This window comes from Candidatus Nucleicultrix amoebiphila FS5, assembly GCF_002117145.1.
Lineage (GTDB): Bacteria > Pseudomonadota > Alphaproteobacteria > Caedimonadales > Nucleicultricaceae > Nucleicultrix > Nucleicultrix amoebiphila.
The window spans coordinates 1586108-1603580 of record NZ_CP008743.1; the positions used below are offsets into that span (position 1 = coordinate 1586108).

16 protein-coding genes are annotated in these 17473 nt (G+C 39.9%); 6 read left to right on the forward strand and 10 right to left on the reverse strand.

The genetic code is table 11. From position 1 onward, the window contains the following. Positions 1–31: 31 nt before the first annotated feature. On the reverse strand, positions 32–1399 hold the full coding sequence (locus GQ61_RS07840) for an Rpn family recombination-promoting nuclease/putative transposase (RefSeq protein WP_085784798.1): 1368 nt from the start codon (positions 1397–1399) through the stop codon (positions 32–34). A 186-nt stretch (positions 1400–1585) separates the two neighbouring features. Between GQ61_RS07840 and GQ61_RS07845 the strand changes: the two genes are divergently transcribed. Then, positions 1586–1864, forward strand: a complete 279-nt coding sequence (locus GQ61_RS07845; RefSeq protein ID WP_198157323.1) for a helix-turn-helix domain-containing protein — start codon at positions 1586–1588, stop codon at positions 1862–1864. 57 nt (positions 1865–1921) lie between these two features. Here the strand turns inward: GQ61_RS07845 and GQ61_RS07850 are convergent, their stop codons facing one another. Continuing rightward, positions 1922–3274, reverse strand: a complete 1353-nt coding sequence (locus GQ61_RS07850) for an Rpn family recombination-promoting nuclease/putative transposase (protein ID WP_085784800.1) — start codon at positions 3272–3274, stop codon at positions 1922–1924. A 208-nt stretch (positions 3275–3482) separates the two neighbouring features. Continuing rightward, complete coding sequence (accD, locus tag GQ61_RS07855) at positions 3483–4343, reverse strand: acetyl-CoA carboxylase, carboxyltransferase subunit beta (RefSeq protein WP_085784801.1); 861 nt, start codon at positions 4341–4343, stop codon at positions 3483–3485. A gap of 691 nt (positions 4344–5034) precedes the next feature. Here accD and GQ61_RS07860 point away from each other — a divergent pair. After that, positions 5035–5997, forward strand: a complete 963-nt coding sequence (locus GQ61_RS07860; RefSeq protein WP_085784802.1) for a bifunctional GrpB family protein/GNAT family N-acetyltransferase — start codon at positions 5035–5037, stop codon at positions 5995–5997. A gap of 114 nt (positions 5998–6111) precedes the next feature. On the opposite strand, the gene GQ61_RS07865 is transcribed toward GQ61_RS07860, so the two are convergent. Then, entirely contained in the window at positions 6112–6399 is a 288-nt protein-coding gene (locus tag GQ61_RS07865; RefSeq protein ID WP_085784803.1) for an integration host factor subunit beta, read from the reverse strand. Positions 6400–6697: 298 nt separating this feature from the next. Here GQ61_RS07865 and GQ61_RS07870 point away from each other — a divergent pair, with 298 nt between their 5' ends. From GQ61_RS07870 to GQ61_RS07885, 4 genes are all read left to right on the forward strand, one after another. Then, positions 6698–8137: a flagellar hook-length control protein FliK gene (locus GQ61_RS07870; RefSeq protein WP_085784804.1), complete on the forward strand. Its 1440-nt coding sequence runs from the start codon at positions 6698–6700 to the stop codon at positions 8135–8137. A gap of 10 nt (positions 8138–8147) precedes the next feature. Further along, a complete protein-coding gene (locus tag GQ61_RS07875) occupies positions 8148–8996 on the forward strand; it encodes a flagellar hook assembly protein FlgD (RefSeq protein WP_085784805.1) in 849 nt (282 codons plus the stop codon). A gap of 25 nt (positions 8997–9021) precedes the next feature. After that, positions 9022–10302 (forward strand): flagellar hook protein FlgE, encoded by a 1281-nt coding sequence (locus tag GQ61_RS07880; protein WP_085784806.1) that lies wholly within the window; start codon positions 9022–9024, stop codon positions 10300–10302. Between the two features lie 94 nt (positions 10303–10396). Next, positions 10397–11047, forward strand: coding sequence for a LysE family transporter (locus GQ61_RS07885; RefSeq protein ID WP_085784807.1), 651 nt, complete (start codon positions 10397–10399; stop codon positions 11045–11047). Here GQ61_RS07885 and GQ61_RS07890 read toward each other — a convergent pair. The 6 genes from GQ61_RS07890 to fliG all read right to left on the reverse strand — a co-directional run bounded on the left by GQ61_RS07890 (position 11044) and on the right by fliG (position 17473). Then, a complete protein-coding gene (locus tag GQ61_RS07890) occupies positions 11044–11943 on the reverse strand; it encodes a flagellar biosynthesis protein FlhF (protein ID WP_085784808.1) in 900 nt (299 codons plus the stop codon). The genes GQ61_RS07885 and GQ61_RS07890 overlap by 4 nt on opposite strands. Before the next feature lie 18 nt (positions 11944–11961). Further along, positions 11962–14001, reverse strand: a complete 2040-nt coding sequence (flhA, locus tag GQ61_RS07895; protein ID WP_232317314.1) for a flagellar biosynthesis protein FlhA — start codon at positions 13999–14001, stop codon at positions 11962–11964. A gap of 90 nt (positions 14002–14091) precedes the next feature. After that, entirely contained in the window at positions 14092–15435 is a 1344-nt protein-coding gene (locus GQ61_RS07900) for a sigma-54-dependent transcriptional regulator (protein WP_085784810.1), read from the reverse strand. A 23-nt stretch (positions 15436–15458) separates the two neighbouring features. Beyond that, positions 15459–15794, reverse strand: a complete 336-nt coding sequence (gene fliN, locus GQ61_RS07905; protein WP_085784811.1) for a flagellar motor switch protein FliN — start codon at positions 15792–15794, stop codon at positions 15459–15461. Beyond that, positions 15781–16473 carry a FliH/SctL family protein gene (locus GQ61_RS07910; protein WP_085784812.1) on the reverse strand — a complete coding sequence of 231 codons (693 nt, stop codon included), beginning with the start codon at positions 16471–16473 and terminating at the stop codon, positions 15781–15783. The genes fliN and GQ61_RS07910 overlap by 14 nt, the downstream gene beginning before the upstream one ends. Beyond that, entirely contained in the window at positions 16457–17473 is a 1017-nt protein-coding gene (fliG, locus tag GQ61_RS07915) for a flagellar motor switch protein FliG (RefSeq protein ID WP_085784813.1), read from the reverse strand. Before fliG ends, GQ61_RS07910 begins: the two co-directional genes overlap by 17 nt.

The window sequence follows — 17473 nt, forward strand, 5'->3', positions numbered from 1 at the left end:
TGACAGAAGAGAGGGGCCGTTGGGTTGTCCTCTATTCCTGTAAGTTTTTGATCTCTTCTTCCGTAAGTCCGGTGTAAGAGATAATGGATTCGATTTTGACATGATCCTTGATCATATTTCTCGCGATCTCAAGGCTCGCTTCTTTTATGCCTTCTTTTTTACCCTCTTCTTTGCCTTTTTCTATACCTTCTTCTCTGCCCTCTTCCAGGGCTTCCATTTTCATAGAGTCGATGTGATGAGAATAGCGAGAAAAGTCGTCATCTTGCTCGTCGTAATCAGCGCGTTCCTTCTCCAATAAACCCGTATCTTTGCTTAACTCATAGGCCTTGTGGAGTCCAGGGCTGAGGCCTTCGGGAATTTCTTTCAAGTTCTGAGCGTTTCGATAATAGTCGAGCCAATCTTTAAGATCCTTATTCTCTTTGAGCTCTTCTTCATCGCCCCTTACATTGCCCAAGGAATACTGAATCAATTGTAATTCAGGAATGATATTATTCGGATCCTTTTGATCTTGCATGATGTAATGGCGCATAAAGTGCGCTCCTTTAGGCCAGAACCGTGTGCTTTCAGGTCCAGCTCCTAAGACATTGATACAAATCAACTTTTTAAGATCTTTCCAGGGTTGGCCCTTCCGCAACTGATTACCATAAACATGGGCGGCATAAGCAAGGGCTCTCTTATCCCAATAGTTCTGTTTCTTGACTTGAACTTCCACCAAAACATACTCATCCGTCGACAAGCGACACAACACATCTACCTCAGAGTCTCGTTGTTCCAGGGGTAATAAGCTTAAGAGATCTCCATAGTGTGCTCCAACGCCTCGCAAAAACGTTGTCCCCAACGGCGAGGTTTTTTTATAGCCCATCACTTTGTATTGGGTGGGATGCTGTTGGACATCTTCCATATAGTCTACGATTTTTGAATCCCTCAAAAGTTCTTTAAGATTGCTCATTCGTCGAATTGGATTTAGGGAAGCATCGAGAGGTTGGGTTGAGACAACGTCCGGAAGCTTGGCAAAGGTTTTGATAAAATCCAGACGGGCCTCATCGTCGGCGAGAACCTTTTTAACGGTGGCATCATAGGTGGGACGACCAAAAACCTGCTTTGCTTGTTGTATCCAAGACCCTGGCTCCTTAAGCAGCTTAGGACTTGTTGTAAAAGACCGACGCTGGAAATGTTTATGGCTCATAGGGAATTTTATTTTTCCCTGTCGAGAAGCAAGCGTCTTGTTCTGACTGAAAGGATGAACTTTTTTCGGTTCTGTTTTTTTCTTTAAGCACAGGCGGCTAACACCTTGGACCAAGTCTTCAACCAAGAAAGACCCGTGGCTTTCGCCAGGACTCATCATAAATAAACTTACGACACTTGCTATAAATTTTGGACGCATCCACTGCAGACCCATGGAACATTCTCCTGTTCAATAAACGTTACACAACGCCCGCATGATTTTTATGATTTATTTAGAACACTATATCCATATTTATCACTATGTCAAGTTTTTTGTCAATTATGTCACTAGCACGTGATATGACCGAGGTAATTAACACTTCAATTGACCGATGAGAGGATGGGATTCGAGGAGGATCCCATGAAGAGAGAAGCACGGATAATTGAAGGAGTCATGAGGATGAAGTTTGAAGAGATCTATGATCGCTTTCAAAAGGGGCGATTAACAACCCAAGAAGCAGCAGAGTTACTAAGCGTGAGTGTGAGTACATTTTATCGCAAGCGGGAGAGATATAGGGAAGAAGGCTTTGAAGGGACGTATGGGGACCGACGCTTAGGCAGGGTATCGCCCCACCGGGCAGAGGATGGAGAGGTTCGATGGTCACTCTACGACACATACTTTGTTAACGATCTCTTGTAAAACCCCTCAATAAGAAGAGCCCCTGGCTCTCTTTGAGCCAGGTCTTTTTGGCCTCTCTTACTGGAGAGTTTTGAGCTCTTCTAAAGAAAGACCTGTGGTCGCTGCAACCTCTTCCGAAGAGAGATTTTTTTTGAGTAATTTTCTCGCAATCTCAAGGCTGGCCTCTTTTATGCCTTTTTCTATGCCTTCTTTCATCCCTTCTATTCTGCCTTTTTCTATCCCTTCTTTTATTCCTTCTTCTTTTTGGGCGCTCACATAATGACTAATATTTTGACGTTTGATATAAGCTTCCTCATAGCGCATCATCACATCTTCTGGAAGCGTTCGAATGGTGTGATAGGCTTCCTTAATCACCGGTGACGACACACTCTGTTCAACTTCTTCCATAGACTTTAAATGACCATGGGCGAGCAACTCGAGCCACTCGCGATAGTCCGCAGACTCCCCCGCTAAGACTGAGAGAGGTTTATGATGGGATAAAGCCCCAAGGTTAATATCGATGAACTCAAGACCGCTCCGTGTCATTCGGGGAACCTTCTTCTCTGCTAACACAAAATCCCGGCGTAATTCATCTTCTCCCCAAGGCTCCATCCGATACCAGGGCAGAAGTTGATGAAGGTGATGGGGCACCTTGGGCGGGGTTTCAAAGAGGCTAATCCCAACGACTTTTCTTACTTTGTCAGCAAGGTCTACATCCGTTTTAAGCTCTGACCATTTAAACCCCTTGGGAAACTGGCGATGAAACAAACCACACACATGATCAAGAATACGAATGTCCCAGAAATTCTGCGGTTCAACTTGCACTTCCACATTGATCAACCCAAACCGTGTTTTACAAATCAAATCCAGCTGGGTATTGCGCTCTTCTGCCGGCAGCGAGGCCACAAGATGATAATAAATCGGCGCAAGCTGTTTTAAAAACTCACGCATCTTACCCATGGATCTATTGGTCCTGGCATTGATGACAAGGGGATCCTTCAGGTCCTTCTCAACCTCCTTCATAAGAAGGATATGCTTTTTATCGTTTATAAAACCTCTGAGCGCTGTAAAACTTTTAAGAGGATTCAGGGCCTGATCCAAGTATTCAGACTCTAGAATTTCTTCTCCCAAGACGGCACTCAAAAAGGAATTCCGAAAATGATCCTTTTGCATCACATGCTTAAACACCGAATCCTCGGTCGCATGGATGTAAACGCCTTTGGGATATTTTTTGGGAAACTCTTGGCGCGCTTTCTGTGCAAAAGACCGATGCTGGTTTTTTGGAAGGAGAGGCTTGCTTCGAAGCGTAAGTCCCTTCATGCCATCGACCAGGTCTTTCATCAAGAACGACCCCTGGCTGTCGCCAGGACTCATCATAAATAAACTTACGACACTTGCTATAAATTTTAGACGCACCCATTGCAGGCCCATGGAACACTCTCCTGTTCAATAAACGTTACACATCGCCCGCATGATTTTTATGATTTATTTAGAACACTCTATCCATATTTATCACTATGTCAAGTTTTTGTCAGTTATTTTGCCTATAAGGTAACTTCTGATGAATTATTCATCTATGCAGTGATGGTGGCACAGAGGCGGGAAGGACGTAATCTAGGTATGGATGAAACCGTCAAGCTTAGCGCTTCTTTGGCGCGTTCTTTTTAAAAATAATGGATAACATTGAGATCATTTTGTCTCGTAGTTCCGAGCGAGGAATGACCATATCAACCATACCATGCTCTAATAAATACTCTGCTGTTTGAAAGCCTGCTGGCAATTGCTCTCGGATTGTTTCTTTAATGACTCTGGCACCTGCAAAGCCAATAGTAGCACCAGGTTCTGCTATTGAGATATCGCCCAACATAGCAAAAGATGCTGAAACGCCCCCTGTGGTTGGGTCGGTTAACAGTGTGATATAAGGCAACGTTGCTTCTTTGATTAATCGAACGGCAATGGTAGTACGGGGCATTTGCATTAAAGAAAGGATACCTTCTTGCATACGCGCCCCTCCAGATGAAGGCACGACTACATAAGCGGCCTTATTTTTAATGGCCAGTTCAGCAGCTTTTATCAATCCACTGCCAACGGTCATGCCCATAGAGCCTCCCATAAAACGGAAGTCAAAGACAGCCATGACAACAGGATGTCCCCCCATTGTACCATTAGCAATTATAAGAGCGTCGTCTTGTTTGAGTTTATGACGAGAATCTTTAAGGCGTTCACTGTATTTCTTTAAATCTTTAAATTTAAGTGGGTCATCAACGCTCTTGGGTAAAGGAACTAGAGTGTATTTGGGGTCCATCAACAACTCGAGTCGTTGAAAAGGGTCTAATCGCAAATGATGGCCACAATGTCGACACACATGAAGATTATCGACCAATTCTCGATGGAAGAGCATTTGCTCACATCCTGGACATTTCTGCCAGAGGTTCTCAGGTACATCCTTACCTACAAGAGAGCGCAGTTTGGGGCGAACAAAGTTGGTGAGCCAGTTCATCAGGGGTCTCCAAAACATCCTTTAAGGTTTCTCCAGTATTTCCTTAGCAGAAATTCAAAATGAGCTGAAGTTCTTTCTTTGTGATGAGAATTCGGTTTTCTGATCGGGAAGACACGTGCTTTCGTTATCACGAGTGAAGACCGTGACCCTAACTTACTTTCTGACTTCTGATTGCTGGCAGTTGATATCTGTGTGTATGTCCCCTTAGATCCTTTATTTATAATAGGTTAAACTTATTTTTGACACTTTGTATCTTTTTTCTTGACATATAGTTCTATAATCATTATATATAAGCTATGTTTGTTCTGCAGAGCACTCTAGATACGTTAAAGAAGTAATAGGTCATTAAGATCTTAAGACCACAGCTTTAATAGTCTTTTTTAAAAAAGTCTTGGTTGGTTCGCCCGCCGGCCCGGGACTTTTAGAGAAGATTTTAGTGTTGTTAAAATAATTTTTCCTCGGGGAAAGAACTTCGAGAGATTGACTTGAAAATGCCAGCCTCTTGAAAAAACTATCGTGCTCTTTCCTCCTTCGACCCGGTGCTACCACATCAGAGGTTGAGGGAGCGAAAGGGTCATATTTAAATGGATGGTGTCGCATTAGCGAGCCATTAACGCACTCGTATGGGCCCGCCGCCAGCAGTCAAGTTTACTCTTTGACTTCTGATAGTATGTGTTTATAAGAAAAAGTTATGACAGACAAAACAAACAACATTGAAGTAGCACCTTATGACCCTCGGTGGCCAAAAATCTTTGCATTTGAGGCGGCAATCATCAAAGAAGCATTGGGCGATAACTGCATTGATATTCATCATATTGGTTCAACGTCTGTACCAGGTTTAGTTGCTAAACCTAAAATCGATATCATCGCAGTTGTAAAAGATCCCATAAAAGCAATCCCAAATTTAGAAGCAATAGGACTAACATACAAAGGGGAATACAATATCCTTATGCATTATGGTTTTAGTAAACGTGGAGATGTTGATATCAACTTGCATGTATATGAAACTGGGCATCCTGAAATAGAGCTGAACATTCTTTTCAGAGATTATTTACGAAAAAATCTATCAGCTCGCGATGAGTATGCGGCGCTTAAAGAACGCCTTTTACAAGACGATAGTTCGTTTGAGAAAGATAAATCTTCCTTTAGACGGTATACTCTTCGTAAAGGAGATTTTATTCGCAAAATACTAAAAGAAACGGGTTTTAGTAGCTTAAGGGTGCTTAAGTGTACTGATAGTACAGAATGGAGTGCAGCCAAGAATTTTCGTCAGAAATATTTTTTCGATAATGTATCTATCTCTGATCCTTATACTTGGACATTTGATCACCCAAGCCATGTTCATTTAATTTGTTATCAAGGCTCTGAAATTATTGGTTATGCTCACATCCAACTATGGACTGAAGCCAGAGCTGCCATAAGAATCATTGTTCTCGATCAAAAGCAACGTAATCAAGGATTAGGTAGACAGTTTTTAGACTGTATTGAAAAATGGCTGAAGCGTCAGAACTATAAAAGTATTCATGCGGAAGCTTCACCCGAAGCAGTAACGTTTTACAAAAAGCTTGGATACACCTCCATGCCATTTAATGATCCAGATTCTCATGAAAGCGATCCTCGCGACATTCCTATGGGAAAGATGTTGTGTGTCTGAATTGAGTCTTATTCTTCAATTTTGGAAAGATAGAGATATTTTTGCATTGATTTCATAAAAAAATGCAGCTTACGAAAATAGTAAGCTGCAAAAATTGCTTGGACTAGGTTGTTTTTACCGACTGTTTACATTAAGTCTGTCGCGTAGGTATTTTCCCGCCTTAAAGAAGGGAACAACTTTTCCACTAACTTTTACAGAAACTCCTGTGCGCGGGTTACGACCGAGACGTGGTTCACGACGACGAGTGGTGAAAACTCCAAAACCTCTGATCTCAACTCTTTTGCCCGTTGAAAGTGCAGCAGAGATTTCTTCAAAAACCACATCTATACTCTTTTCTGCTTGTGAATTAGTCAGACCTGGCTTTTGCGAAAGTAATTTAAGTACTAGTTCAGAACGCGTCATTTTACTCTCCCGGTAATTATATGTATTTATTATTATTTTTTTTAATCAGCAGAAATCAAAATGATTCGTGATTATTTGTTTAGACAATCATTATTAAATGATCAACCTTTGATTTTCAAGATCAAATCCCATTAGAATAGGAATTTATATTTTTAATATAGACAACTTTATTAACGAATTATCAACCATTGATTTTAACCCCTTTAATTTCAGTAGTTTATAGATAGGAGGTTTTTTAATTTTTCACTTGGCCTAACTTTTGCAACATGAGTTATAGCCAAAAATTTTGGAGGATTATATGGCTCTTGAGATGCCAACAATGCAGATGCCGCAAGTTAATAATGCTGCCAATGGAAAGAAGACTATTGTTGTTCAAGAGTTATTGAGCATTTCTGTTGCATCTGGAGAGTCACCTAAAGTTGATTTTCAAAAAATTCTTAATGCAACGCCAAAGGAACAAGTACAAGAGAAAGCTCATAACCAACAAAAAGAAAATTCTCAAAGGAATGATGATTCTTCTCCTCAACTTGAGAGAGGGAAAAAAACTGAAAACACTGTCAATGTAAAACAGAGCGATGAAAGTCCTGTGCCCGATAAATCTGATCATGTCTTCGACCAGCAAGAGTTTAATGATGAGCAATCTATTAACTTTCTAATACCAATGCGTGATCAAGAGCCTCTCATAAAATCCCAAACTGCTGAGGATGTTGAAAGAGGAGTGATGCAACAAAAAGATATTCCTCTAAAGACAATAATGACCCTCAACGACGAAGCAAAAGGGGCATCTAAAGAAGATGTGCCTGCTGTAAGGATCGTGCACGTTTCCATGAGTTCATCTCAAGGAATTGAAATAAATAATAATGTGATGTTCACTAAAGACTGGCTTGCCTTAAGGGAAGAGCAACGAATGGATAACGAAATCTTACAAATAAAACAGCAAATCATTCCTCACGAAATTATGAGTCAAGAGGAATCTTTGGTCGAAGCACTAGATATGGAAAAAAATCTTCATCTTAGGACTGGATCAGAACGCCAAAACGTTGGAGAAGAAAATTCCGATAAAGAAAAATCAAACAATTTATCTCAAGAATTAGATGACCACCAAAAGCATGTTGAGAGAAAACAGGAGAGTATTGACAGAACTATATTAGATATAAAAAGAAAAACTGATCATACGTCTTCAATGCAGGATTTTTTGGTCGATAACGATAGCTTTATTAGCGATGATCGAGGCTTTTCCAAAGTCTCTATTACAGAAAATATTCAAGGAAATATTCCTAATCCATTGATGCAGAAATCTTCAACTGTTTCGCACAATTCTATCATTCATGAGCTGCCAGTTATTCGTCAAGTATCCCAAGCTTTACATGTCGCTCGTCAAAGAGGCATGGATAATATGACTTTGGAATTGAAACCAGAACATTTAGGACGCGTTGAAATTAAACTTGAGATTACTGATGGGCAAGTGCGAGCGATCTTTAATATAGACAAAGTCGAAACGTATGATCTTTTAAGACGAGATGAAAGTTTACTGCAGGCTCTTTTAAATGAATCGGGCTTAAAAGCTGATGATGGAGCTCTTAATTTTAATTTTCGAGGTGAACAACAATCCTTTGGTGATGAAAATTCTTCACTGACAACAATTCTTCCAGCTCTTTCAGTTGATGGAGAAGAAACAGAAATTGTTACTCCCTCAGTAGTGATTGATCATAATCGCGTTTTAGACAGATTAATATAGGGAGAAAACAATGGTTCAAGCGGTTAAGGCAAATATGGATATTCAACGTAAATCAGAACAAGATTCTTTTGGTTTAACAAATGAGATGCAAGGAGCTAATGGGGAAAAAGGTCGTAAGTTGAGTTCTAATATCATCATGGGAAAAATGGAGGACTGGCTCAAAGTTGTTTTAGCTACTGTTAAAAACCAAGATCCGATGAATCCTGCAGATACGACTCAGATGGCTAGTCAGTTTACACAATTCGGTCAAATCATGGGAATCATGGAGATTAAGGATCAGTTACAAAAGGTCTTGAATGCACAGAATTTTTCACAGTTGCTCGAGGCAGCTGGACAATTGGACCGATACGTTGAAGTCAACGGGAGCGGATTTGAAGTAACAGATGAAGGGGCTCCTGAATTGGGATATTTCCTGCCGCCTGGGGTTGATAAATCGCAAATTATCGTGACGGATAAAGCCAATAATGTAATAAAAATAATTGAAGGAGCATCAACGGCTGGTAAACATTTGTTTGAATGGGATTGTAAGGGTCTTGAAGACAAGAAAGTTGAAAAGGGGCTATATCGATTCCGTGTTTCTGCCTTGGATAAAAGTGGTAAGGCTCTTTTAGACCCAACAACAAAAAAAATTCAACACATTAGGACAACAGTGAAGGGCATGGTAACAGGCGGTGAAATGATTGAGGGAAAACCAACGGTGGCTGTCAATGGATTAAGGATGCCTTTAGAATCTTTGGTCGGAATTCATAGTCTTGCAACAAAACCAAAGTTGATAACTGGTGAAATAAAAAATGTTGGTACAGAGCTTAAAGAAATTAGTACTGATTTGAATACTGAGTTAGGAATAATTGCGCAATAATCCATTGAGATAAAAGGAGAAAATTATGACAATAACAGCAGCTGTAGTTGCATTAAAGGCCGGTAACAAAGCACTGGATGCAGTATCTCAAAATACTGCAAATGGTAACACGATCGGTTTTAAATCATTACAAGGTATCTTTGAAGCAATGGTAACTGGAGGAAGTTTGGTGAATAACCAGTTTACTTCCGCTGGTAGCAGTTCACATATTATTCAAAACGTTGGAAAGCAAGGTAGCATCCTGGGTACAGAAAGACAGAGTAATATGGCTGTTATTGGTGCAGGTCTCTTTGTAGGATTTCCAAATTCTCAAACAACTCAAAATGTTTATACGGCAGCAGGTGATTGGGAGGTAAACTATAAAAACCTTCTCGTGAATTCTGGAGGCATTGTGGCTGCAGGATGGAAGACCAATGCTCAAGGTAACGTAACGACTGGTCTTACAGGAAATGCGCTTACTCCAATCGATTTAAGCGGTAGTCAGGAATATTTTTTACAAACTACGCAAGCAAAAATGGTGGCTAACATTACTTCTGATACACCTATCGTTGTTCCTGCTCAGCTTGTGCAGGTTAACTTTCCAGTTGTCGATTCTTTGGGGAGCCCCCATGACTTTACAGCAACATTTCAAAGAACTGGAATTAACCCCAACACATGGGCAATGTCGATTACTTGTCCAGATGGCGTAGTAACAAAAACGAATGGAGCTGGTAATCCATATGGGGGTGGAACGCCGATGGTCATTGTTTTTGATCAAAATGGATTACCTCAAACATTTGATGGGGTAGCTGGTGCTCCTCCTCCAATGTTTGTTACGTGGAACGTAGCTGCTACAAATGCTCAAAATATGGCTGTTACTCTTGATTTAGGTGCTATTGGCGCTGGTGATGGACTTGTAAGCAGAGCCAGCACACAAATTCCTCCAAAAGTGATTCAAGATGGACAAGCAATGTCTACAGCATCAGGATTTGAGACTAATGAATCAGGACTCATTTCAATGGTCTATGCTAGTGGTGTTCGTTTACCCGTATATCAACTGGCATTAGCCTCATTTCCTTCTGTCAACAATTTAGATCCAATTCCTGGAAATGCGTTTACATCAACAGCAAAATCGGGTGTTGTGATTTATGGGAAACCCAATACAGGTAGTTTTGGCAAAATTGCAACGGGGCAAATTGAAACTTCCAACGTTGATTTTGCTGATCAATTAACTAGTATGATTCAACTTCAACAATTTAACTCCGGTAACGTTAAATCCATTAAGACACAGGATGAAATTACCAAAGAATTGCTGAGCATTCGTTAATAAATTAAGAATAGGGGAGACAATGCTAGTCTCCCATGTTTACTCAACTTAAAAACTGTCGTATAGCTTGAAACCGTGATGCGTAGGAGCCATTATGACAAATCTTTTAGCCCAATATTCTTTTGAACTTCTTAGCCTTAGTATTTTGCAGTCTATTGCATTGATTAGCCCTGGTCCTGATTTTGCGATTGTTGTGCGTAACAGTTTAGTTTTTAATCGGCGTGTTGGTATGATCACTACCCTTGGGATTACCTTTGGCGTCATGGTTCATGTTTTATATTGTTTGCTAGGGCTAGGTTTGATTATTTCTAAATCGTTTTGGCTATTCACAACCTTTAAAATTTTAGGTGGGGCATACTTAATTTATATTGGTACTCAAGCGATTCGAAGTGGTAAGCACCATGCAATGAGAGTACAAAAAGATACTGCACATAAAGAAACAATAACGGATTTTCGAGCTTTTCGCATGGGGTTCATTACGAATGTGCTGAATGCTAAGGCAATTTTGTTTTTTCTTAGTCTTTTTACAACTGTGGTAAAACCCAATACACCTCCAATGATTTTAGGTCTATTCGCGGTCATCGTTTTTGTAACAACCATGACTTGGTTTTCAATTGTTTCTTGCTTTTTCTCAACACAGAGAGTGCAAAGATCTTTCAGTAAAATGGTTCATTGGGTGGAAAGAGTGACCGGAGGGCTTTTAATTGCCCTCGGCCTAAAATTATTGACAACAACCAATCGTTAGTTAAGCAGAAAAGGGGTTCTTTTAGGACTCATTTCCTTTGCTTCAGAGGGACGTGTTAATAATTCTTTCAAGTTGTTTGCAGTTGCTATATGTAGCCGATTTCCCAGTTCGGGACCTTTACTGAAGTGAGACAGCATTATTTTATCTGAAACACATGCAGAAATAAGGCCGCCTATTCTTTTACTCATGTCAACTTTTGAGCCAATCAATGAAGAGATTCCCAACTGCTTGAAAGCATCAAGTTGATCTTGAGTTTCTTCACATTCTGTCGCTACAGGGTGTACAAGGATAGGAGATTTTTTGGAAGCGAACACAATTTCAATGAGGCGTCCCATCTCAGCTTTCTCAAAGGGATTAATACCCATCGTATCAATAATTTTAAGGGTCTCAGGATTGCTGTCTTTAAGATAGATATCCAATTTATCAGCTGATTCAATAGCTTTAAAAGGCACTTCAAGAGCATGAGCATAGGTTTGAATTTGTGTAGTTCCGCCAGCCTTGAGTGTATCTGTGGTAATCAGCTCAACATCTTTTTGCATTAACACTGCTTCAAGAGCTATCTTAGCAGCTACAATACTTTTTCCCGCTCCTGGTGTGCCAGCAACAACAAGAACACCGTTGGTTTCTGCTGTGAGAACTGGTTCAAAATGGAAAATGTTTTCTAGACTTGTTTCTAAATCATTGGCTCCTTGCATGCGTTCTAACACGATGTTCTTAACACGTTCTGAGACCCTATGTGTTGTTAGTAAATTTTCAAATAAATCCAAAATATTTTCAGTTTTTGACTGTTCAACTCTAGGAATTTTAACTTCCTTTATAAAGTCTTTAGGTTGAAGGCTTTGAATAATCTCATCGATGAGAGAAATAGGTTCTATTTTTACTGTTGCAATAGACATGTGGTGCCTCCTTTATGTTTATATTGTAGCGACTGTTTTAATTTTTGCTTTGGGATGAATCTCGTTTTGAGACAAAACCGTAGTTAGTGGCCTAAATCGTTCAATAATCGAGCGAATATGAGGCCGAATATTCGCACTGGTGAGCAGAACAGGATTTTCGCCTTGAATAGCTTGATTTTCGAAAATCTCGCGAACTTTTGTAGCAAATTCCTGAAGTTTGCTTGGTGCTAACGCTAGATGGTACCCTTCGTCAGTAGATACAAGAGCGTCACTCATGTTTTTCTCCCATTCAGGGGAAAGGGTTACAAGCGTTACAACGTTCTCATTATTAGAGTTGGTTGCACAAATCTGGCGTGAAAGACGCATGCGAACATGTTCGGTGATAAAAGTTGTATTACGATTAATACTGCAGGCTTCAGAAATACCTTCCAAAATAGTAGATAAATCGCGAATGGAGACACGCTCTGCAAGAAGGTTCTGTAAGACCCGCTGTATTCCGCTCATAGAGATTTGACTAGGTACCATATCGCTGACAAGTTTTTGATGCGGTTTATCGACTTCATCTAACAATTTTTGTGTTTCAGTGAAGGTAAGGAGCTCCGATGAGTTATCTTTTATAGTCTCACTCAAATGTGTTGAAATCACTGTCATTGGATCGACAACTGTATAGCCAGCTTCTTCGGCGCGTGATTTATCAGCTAAGTTAATCCACATAGCTCGAAGACCGAATGTAGGTTCAATCGTTGACTCTCCAGCTAAACGAATTTCTTTACCTTCTGGGTCCAAAACTAAGAGCATGTGTGGACGTAAATCACCACGACCAACTTCAACCTCTTTGATTCGAATCACGTAAGAATTTGAAGGGAGTTGAAGATTGTCTTGAATACGTACAGTAGGTAATAAGAAACCAAGTTCTTTTGCAAGTTGCTTTCTTAAAGCTTTGATTTGATCTGTGAGTTTTTGATTATGACCACTGTTGACCAAAGGAAGAAGACCATACCCTAATTCGAGTCGAACTTGGTCTAAATGTAATGTTTGATTTAATGTTTCTTCTTCAGTTTTTGTTTTATCTGCTATTGCTAGGGCTTGATCTTCTGCATTGATAGGAATCTCCTTAGGATTTGTCAGTCTCCAAGCTGCAGCTCCCGTGATTAAGGCAAGAAAAAGGAAAGGAATCATGGGAATTCCTGGCAAAATAGAAAAACCAACCATTAAGAATGAACTGAGACCAAGAGCGGTTGGGTAGGCACTGAGTTGAGCAAAAACGGCTTTTTCTGCAGAACCTTCGGAACTTATTTTAGAGACCAACATGCCTGCTGCAGTTGAAACAACGAGGGCAGGAATTTGTGAAACCAAACCATCACCAACTGTGAGCAATGTATACGTTTGAGCTGCATCGGCAAAAGATAGATCTCTTTGTGCAACACCAATGATGATACCTCCAATAATATTGATGAAGGTAATACAAAGACCAGCAATAGCATCGCCACGGACGAATTTCGCTGCACCATCCATAGCTCCAAAAAAGCTAGATTCACCTTCCAACTCTTTCCGACGTTTGCGAGCTTCGTCTTCGTTAATTAGTCCAGAGGATAAATCAGCATCAATTGCCATTTGCTTTCCAGGCATCGCATCAAGAGTGAAGCGTGCAGATACTTCAGCAATACGACCTGAACCTTTAGTGATAACCACAAAGTTCACAATAACAAGAATACCGAACACAATAAGGCCAATAACAAAGTTTCCCTGCATAATAAAGGCCCCAAAAGCCCGAATAACTTCACCAGCCGCGCTGGGTCCTTCATGTCCATAGGTTAGAATAAGTCTTGTTGAAGCGACGTTGAGAGATAGCCTTAACATGGTTGACGTTAGAAGAATAATTGGAAAAGAACTGAATTCCAAAGGTTTCTCAATAAATAGAACTGTCATCAATACGAGACCTGAAATCGCAAGAGATATAGCCAGAGACATATCCAACAACCATTTGGGCATGGGCATAATTAGCACCACAATGATAGAGATGAGGCCAAGGGCAAAAGCGATATCACCCCTTTTCATGGTACTGGCCATCCAACTGAATGAGCCCGTTTGAGATATTGTTGCGTTCCCTACTTGTGCCATATTTTGAGTCCTTTTTTGTCTTAGTCCTTAAATAGCCTTTTGGTAAGCGCTTGATTTTGTAGCCTGGATTCCATTCTCATTATATTGTTTAATTTTGTTGCGCAGCGTTCGTATAGAAATTCCAAGAATATGGGCTGCTTGTGTGCGGTTTCCCAGACAATGACTGAGGGTTCCAAGAATTAGATCTCTCTCAACTTCTTCAACTGTACGACCGATTAGAAGGTTTTGAAGATTTTCATAACCTGCAGGAAACTGACTATTGTTTTCTGGATCTTTGTTTGTAAGCTGAAGACAGTCAGGAGTAATCATGTCTGTTGGCGCAAGCAGAACAGAACGATGAATGGTGTTCTCAAGTTCCCTCACGTTGCCCCGCCATGGATGGGTTTTAAGAATTTCAGTAGCTTCACTATTAAGCTTCTTCATGGGAAGACCATTTGATTTTGTGTATTTATCAATAAAATATTCAGCTAAAAGAGGTATGTCTATTGGACGTTCACGCAAGCCTGGCAATTTTAAATTAACTACATTAAGACGGAAATAGAGGTCTTCTCGGAAATGCCCTTCACGAACGTATTTTTCTAGATCACGATTACTCGTTGCAAGGATACGAATGTTAACCTTTATTGGTTTCGTTCCTCCTACTCGGTCAATCTCACGTTCTTGAATAGCTCTTAAAAGTTTAGCTTGAAGATTTGGGTGCATCTCACTGATTTCGTCAAGAAGCAATGTACCTCCATTAGCTTCTTCAAATTTTCCGATGCGTCTTGCTATAGCACCAGTAAATGCTCCTTTTTCATGCCCAAATAATTCAGATTCCATAAGGTTTTCTGGGATAGCTGCACAGTTTACAGAGATAAAAGGAAAGTTTTTGCGACGACTTTTTTGATGAATAAAACGAGCCATTACTTCTTTACCAGTTCCAGACTCTCCTGTAATAAGAACACTGGCATCACTAGGAGAAATTTGTTCGGCCAACTTTAAAATAGGCTTCATGGACGGATCTTCAGAGATTACAGCATCATCTCGTTTGGCGACGACTTCAATAACAGCAGCAATCAAATTTGGATCAGGAGGTAATGGGATGTATTCTTTCGCACCTGCTCTGATAGCTTTGGTTGCAGGTTCAGCATCAGTTCCCAAACCACAAGCCACAACGGGGATGAAGAAGCGTTCTGTATCTAAGGCTTCAATCATTGAGCGAATATCAAGATTGACATCAATCATAATTAAATCTGCACCACGACCAGATCTTAATGTTTCCATTGCTTCATGGATCGTGTCACATTGAGATACTGTAGCACCTCGTGCTAAAGCAATTTTACTTGCTGTGATAATATGTCCTTTTAAATCGCCAATAATCAATAAACGCATTTCTATCTCCTCACCTCTTAAACTTAAACTCTTCCTGATTTAATAATTTCTGTCATTGTAATACCAAGCTGTTCATTCACGATCACAATCTCTCCTCTAGCAACAAGACGATTGTTCACAAAAATATCAATGGGTTCACCAGCTTTTCTATCCAACTCAATGACCGCGCCTCGTCCAAGTTTGAGAAGTTGTTCTACGCGCATGGTAGCAGAACCAAGAACAGCTGAAACTTGTACAGGCACTTCGTAAACTGCTTTTAGATCAGCTTCCTGAACAACGTGCTCTCCACTGCTGTTTTCTAAGTTCTGGAGGTCAATGTTCTCTTTCTGTGTAGCATTCGTATTTTCAGTTTCCGACATGATCTTCGCCTCCTAGATTCTCATTATTTTCAATAACTAGTTTATTTTCTTGAGTCATAGCTTTCTCTTCTTTAGTCAATAAACGATTCAAGGCTATGTCAATTTTCTTCATAATTTCTTCCGATTGTCTTTTGAGACCAACATTGGCCCATTCTAATGTGCAATCGGCAGGGCCAAGGGTGCTATCTTCCTCAATAACGATTGAGTCATGGTGCTTTTCTAAAAGCGGGTTACTGAGAAGAATTTTCTTTAAATTTTCACATAAATTTGTTGGAGTCTTGAGAAGAATTTTAGAAGAGAAATGATTTCCTGAAAGAGCTTCTTTAATAAAAGACTCAATAATCTCTTGGCCAAAAGCTTTTTCAATTGGAGGACATATTTTTTGTAGAGTAAGTTTTACAATCATCGCTAATTGTCCTGCATAGATGTTTTCTAAACTCTCTTTCTCAGCATATAGACCATCTAAGGTTAGATTTAATTGCTTAATGTATTTTGCGGTGAGATTCTCAATAGCTGCTTTTGCTGCTTCACGGCCTTTGTCAAAGCCTTTTTGATATTCAGCTTCAATTTCTTTCAAATGCCTTTGTCTTTGAACGGCATCATTATGAAATTCACTGCCAAAAATGAATTTTTGAGGGTTGTTCGCTTCTTTTTGAGGTATGTTAACCGACGAGTTCATCTGCTTCCTCTGTGCCACTTGAAATCGTTATCTCACCCTTAGCAGCAAGTTCTTTTGTTTGATTAATAATTTCTTGCTGAGCCTCATCAACAGCTTTCAAACGCACCATTCCTAGGGATTCCATATCTTCTTTTAAAAGCTTCCCTGCACGTTCTGACATGTTTTTGAAGAAAAGTTCTTTTACTGTGTCTGTTGTTCCTTTTAGAGCTAAAGCAAGTTTTGATTTATCGATAACTCTAATAAGTGTTTGAATCCCTGCAGCATCAAGCTTAATGAGATCATCAAATGTAAACATCAATGCGCGAATTTTCTCAGCTGATTCTGTATTTTTTTGCTCAAGTGCTGTCATGAATCGTGATTCGGTAGAACGATCAAAAGCATTGAAAACTTCAGCCATGTGTTCATATGGGTTAGATTGAGAAGTTCTAGACAAGTTAGCCATAAATTCATTTCTTAAAGTTTTCTCGACGTTTTCAAGTACTTCAGAGCTGACTGATTCCATATGTAACATGCGCAATACTACTTCTATGGCGAATTCATCAGGAAGCATGGAAAAAACACGTGCTGAATGAGCAGGTCTAATTTTTGATAAAATAACGGCAACAATTTGTGGGTTCTCGTTTTTTAGATAATTAGCGAGAAAATCTTCGTTCACATTCGATAGCTTATCCCACATTGTACGTCCTGCGGGACCACTAATATCTGATAAAATATCTCGGACTTTACGTTCATCAAATATTGAAGCAAGAAAACGTTCAGTGCTTTCAACTCCTCCTGTAATGGTTCCGCCTGTTTTAAAAAATCTTTGTATAAATTCACCGTAGATTGCTTCAACAAGCTTTGACTTTACAGATCCTAAAGTAGCCATTTTATGCGATAATTCACGTACTTCTGATTCCGCAAGTCTTTCCAAAATCTTTGTTGCGCGTTCCTTATTTAAAGACAGCATAAAAATCGCTGCTTTCTCAGTGCCGTTAATTTTTTCTTCTGCTTTCGACAT

Excerpts from the sequence above, each read along its gene's own strand:
- GQ61_RS07840 (WP_085784798.1), bottom strand. The coding sequence starts at position 1,399 with ATGGGTCTGCAGTGGATGCGTCCAAAATTTATAGCAAGTGTCGTAAGT.
- GQ61_RS07845 (WP_198157323.1), top strand. The coding sequence starts at position 1,586 with ATGAAGAGAGAAGCACGGATAATTGAAGGAGTCATGAGGATGAAGTTT.
- GQ61_RS07850 (WP_085784800.1), bottom strand. The coding sequence starts at position 3,274 with ATGGGCCTGCAATGGGTGCGTCTAAAATTTATAGCAAGTGTCGTAAGT.
- accD (WP_085784801.1), bottom strand. The coding sequence starts at position 4,343 with ATGAACTGGCTCACCAACTTTGTTCGCCCCAAACTGCGCTCTCTTGTA.
- GQ61_RS07860 (WP_085784802.1), top strand. The coding sequence starts at position 5,035 with ATGACAGACAAAACAAACAACATTGAAGTAGCACCTTATGACCCTCGG.
- GQ61_RS07865 (WP_085784803.1), bottom strand. The coding sequence starts at position 6,399 with ATGACGCGTTCTGAACTAGTACTTAAATTACTTTCGCAAAAGCCAGGT.
- GQ61_RS07870 (WP_085784804.1), top strand. The coding sequence starts at position 6,698 with ATGGCTCTTGAGATGCCAACAATGCAGATGCCGCAAGTTAATAATGCT.
- GQ61_RS07875 (WP_085784805.1), top strand. The coding sequence starts at position 8,148 with ATGGTTCAAGCGGTTAAGGCAAATATGGATATTCAACGTAAATCAGAA.
- GQ61_RS07880 (WP_085784806.1), top strand. The coding sequence starts at position 9,022 with ATGACAATAACAGCAGCTGTAGTTGCATTAAAGGCCGGTAACAAAGCA.
- GQ61_RS07885 (WP_085784807.1), top strand. The coding sequence starts at position 10,397 with ATGACAAATCTTTTAGCCCAATATTCTTTTGAACTTCTTAGCCTTAGT.
- GQ61_RS07890 (WP_085784808.1), bottom strand. The coding sequence starts at position 11,943 with ATGTCTATTGCAACAGTAAAAATAGAACCTATTTCTCTCATCGATGAG.
- flhA (WP_232317314.1), bottom strand. The coding sequence starts at position 14,001 with ATGAAAAGGGGTGATATCGCTTTTGCCCTTGGCCTCATCTCTATCATT.
- GQ61_RS07900 (WP_085784810.1), bottom strand. The coding sequence starts at position 15,435 with ATGCGTTTATTGATTATTGGCGATTTAAAAGGACATATTATCACAGCA.
- fliN (WP_085784811.1), bottom strand. The coding sequence starts at position 15,794 with ATGTCGGAAACTGAAAATACGAATGCTACACAGAAAGAGAACATTGAC.
- GQ61_RS07910 (WP_085784812.1), bottom strand. The coding sequence starts at position 16,473 with ATGAACTCGTCGGTTAACATACCTCAAAAAGAAGCGAACAACCCTCAA.
- fliG (WP_085784813.1), bottom strand. The coding sequence starts at position 17,473 with ATGTCGAAAGCAGAAGAAAAAATTAACGGCACTGAGAAAGCAGCGATT.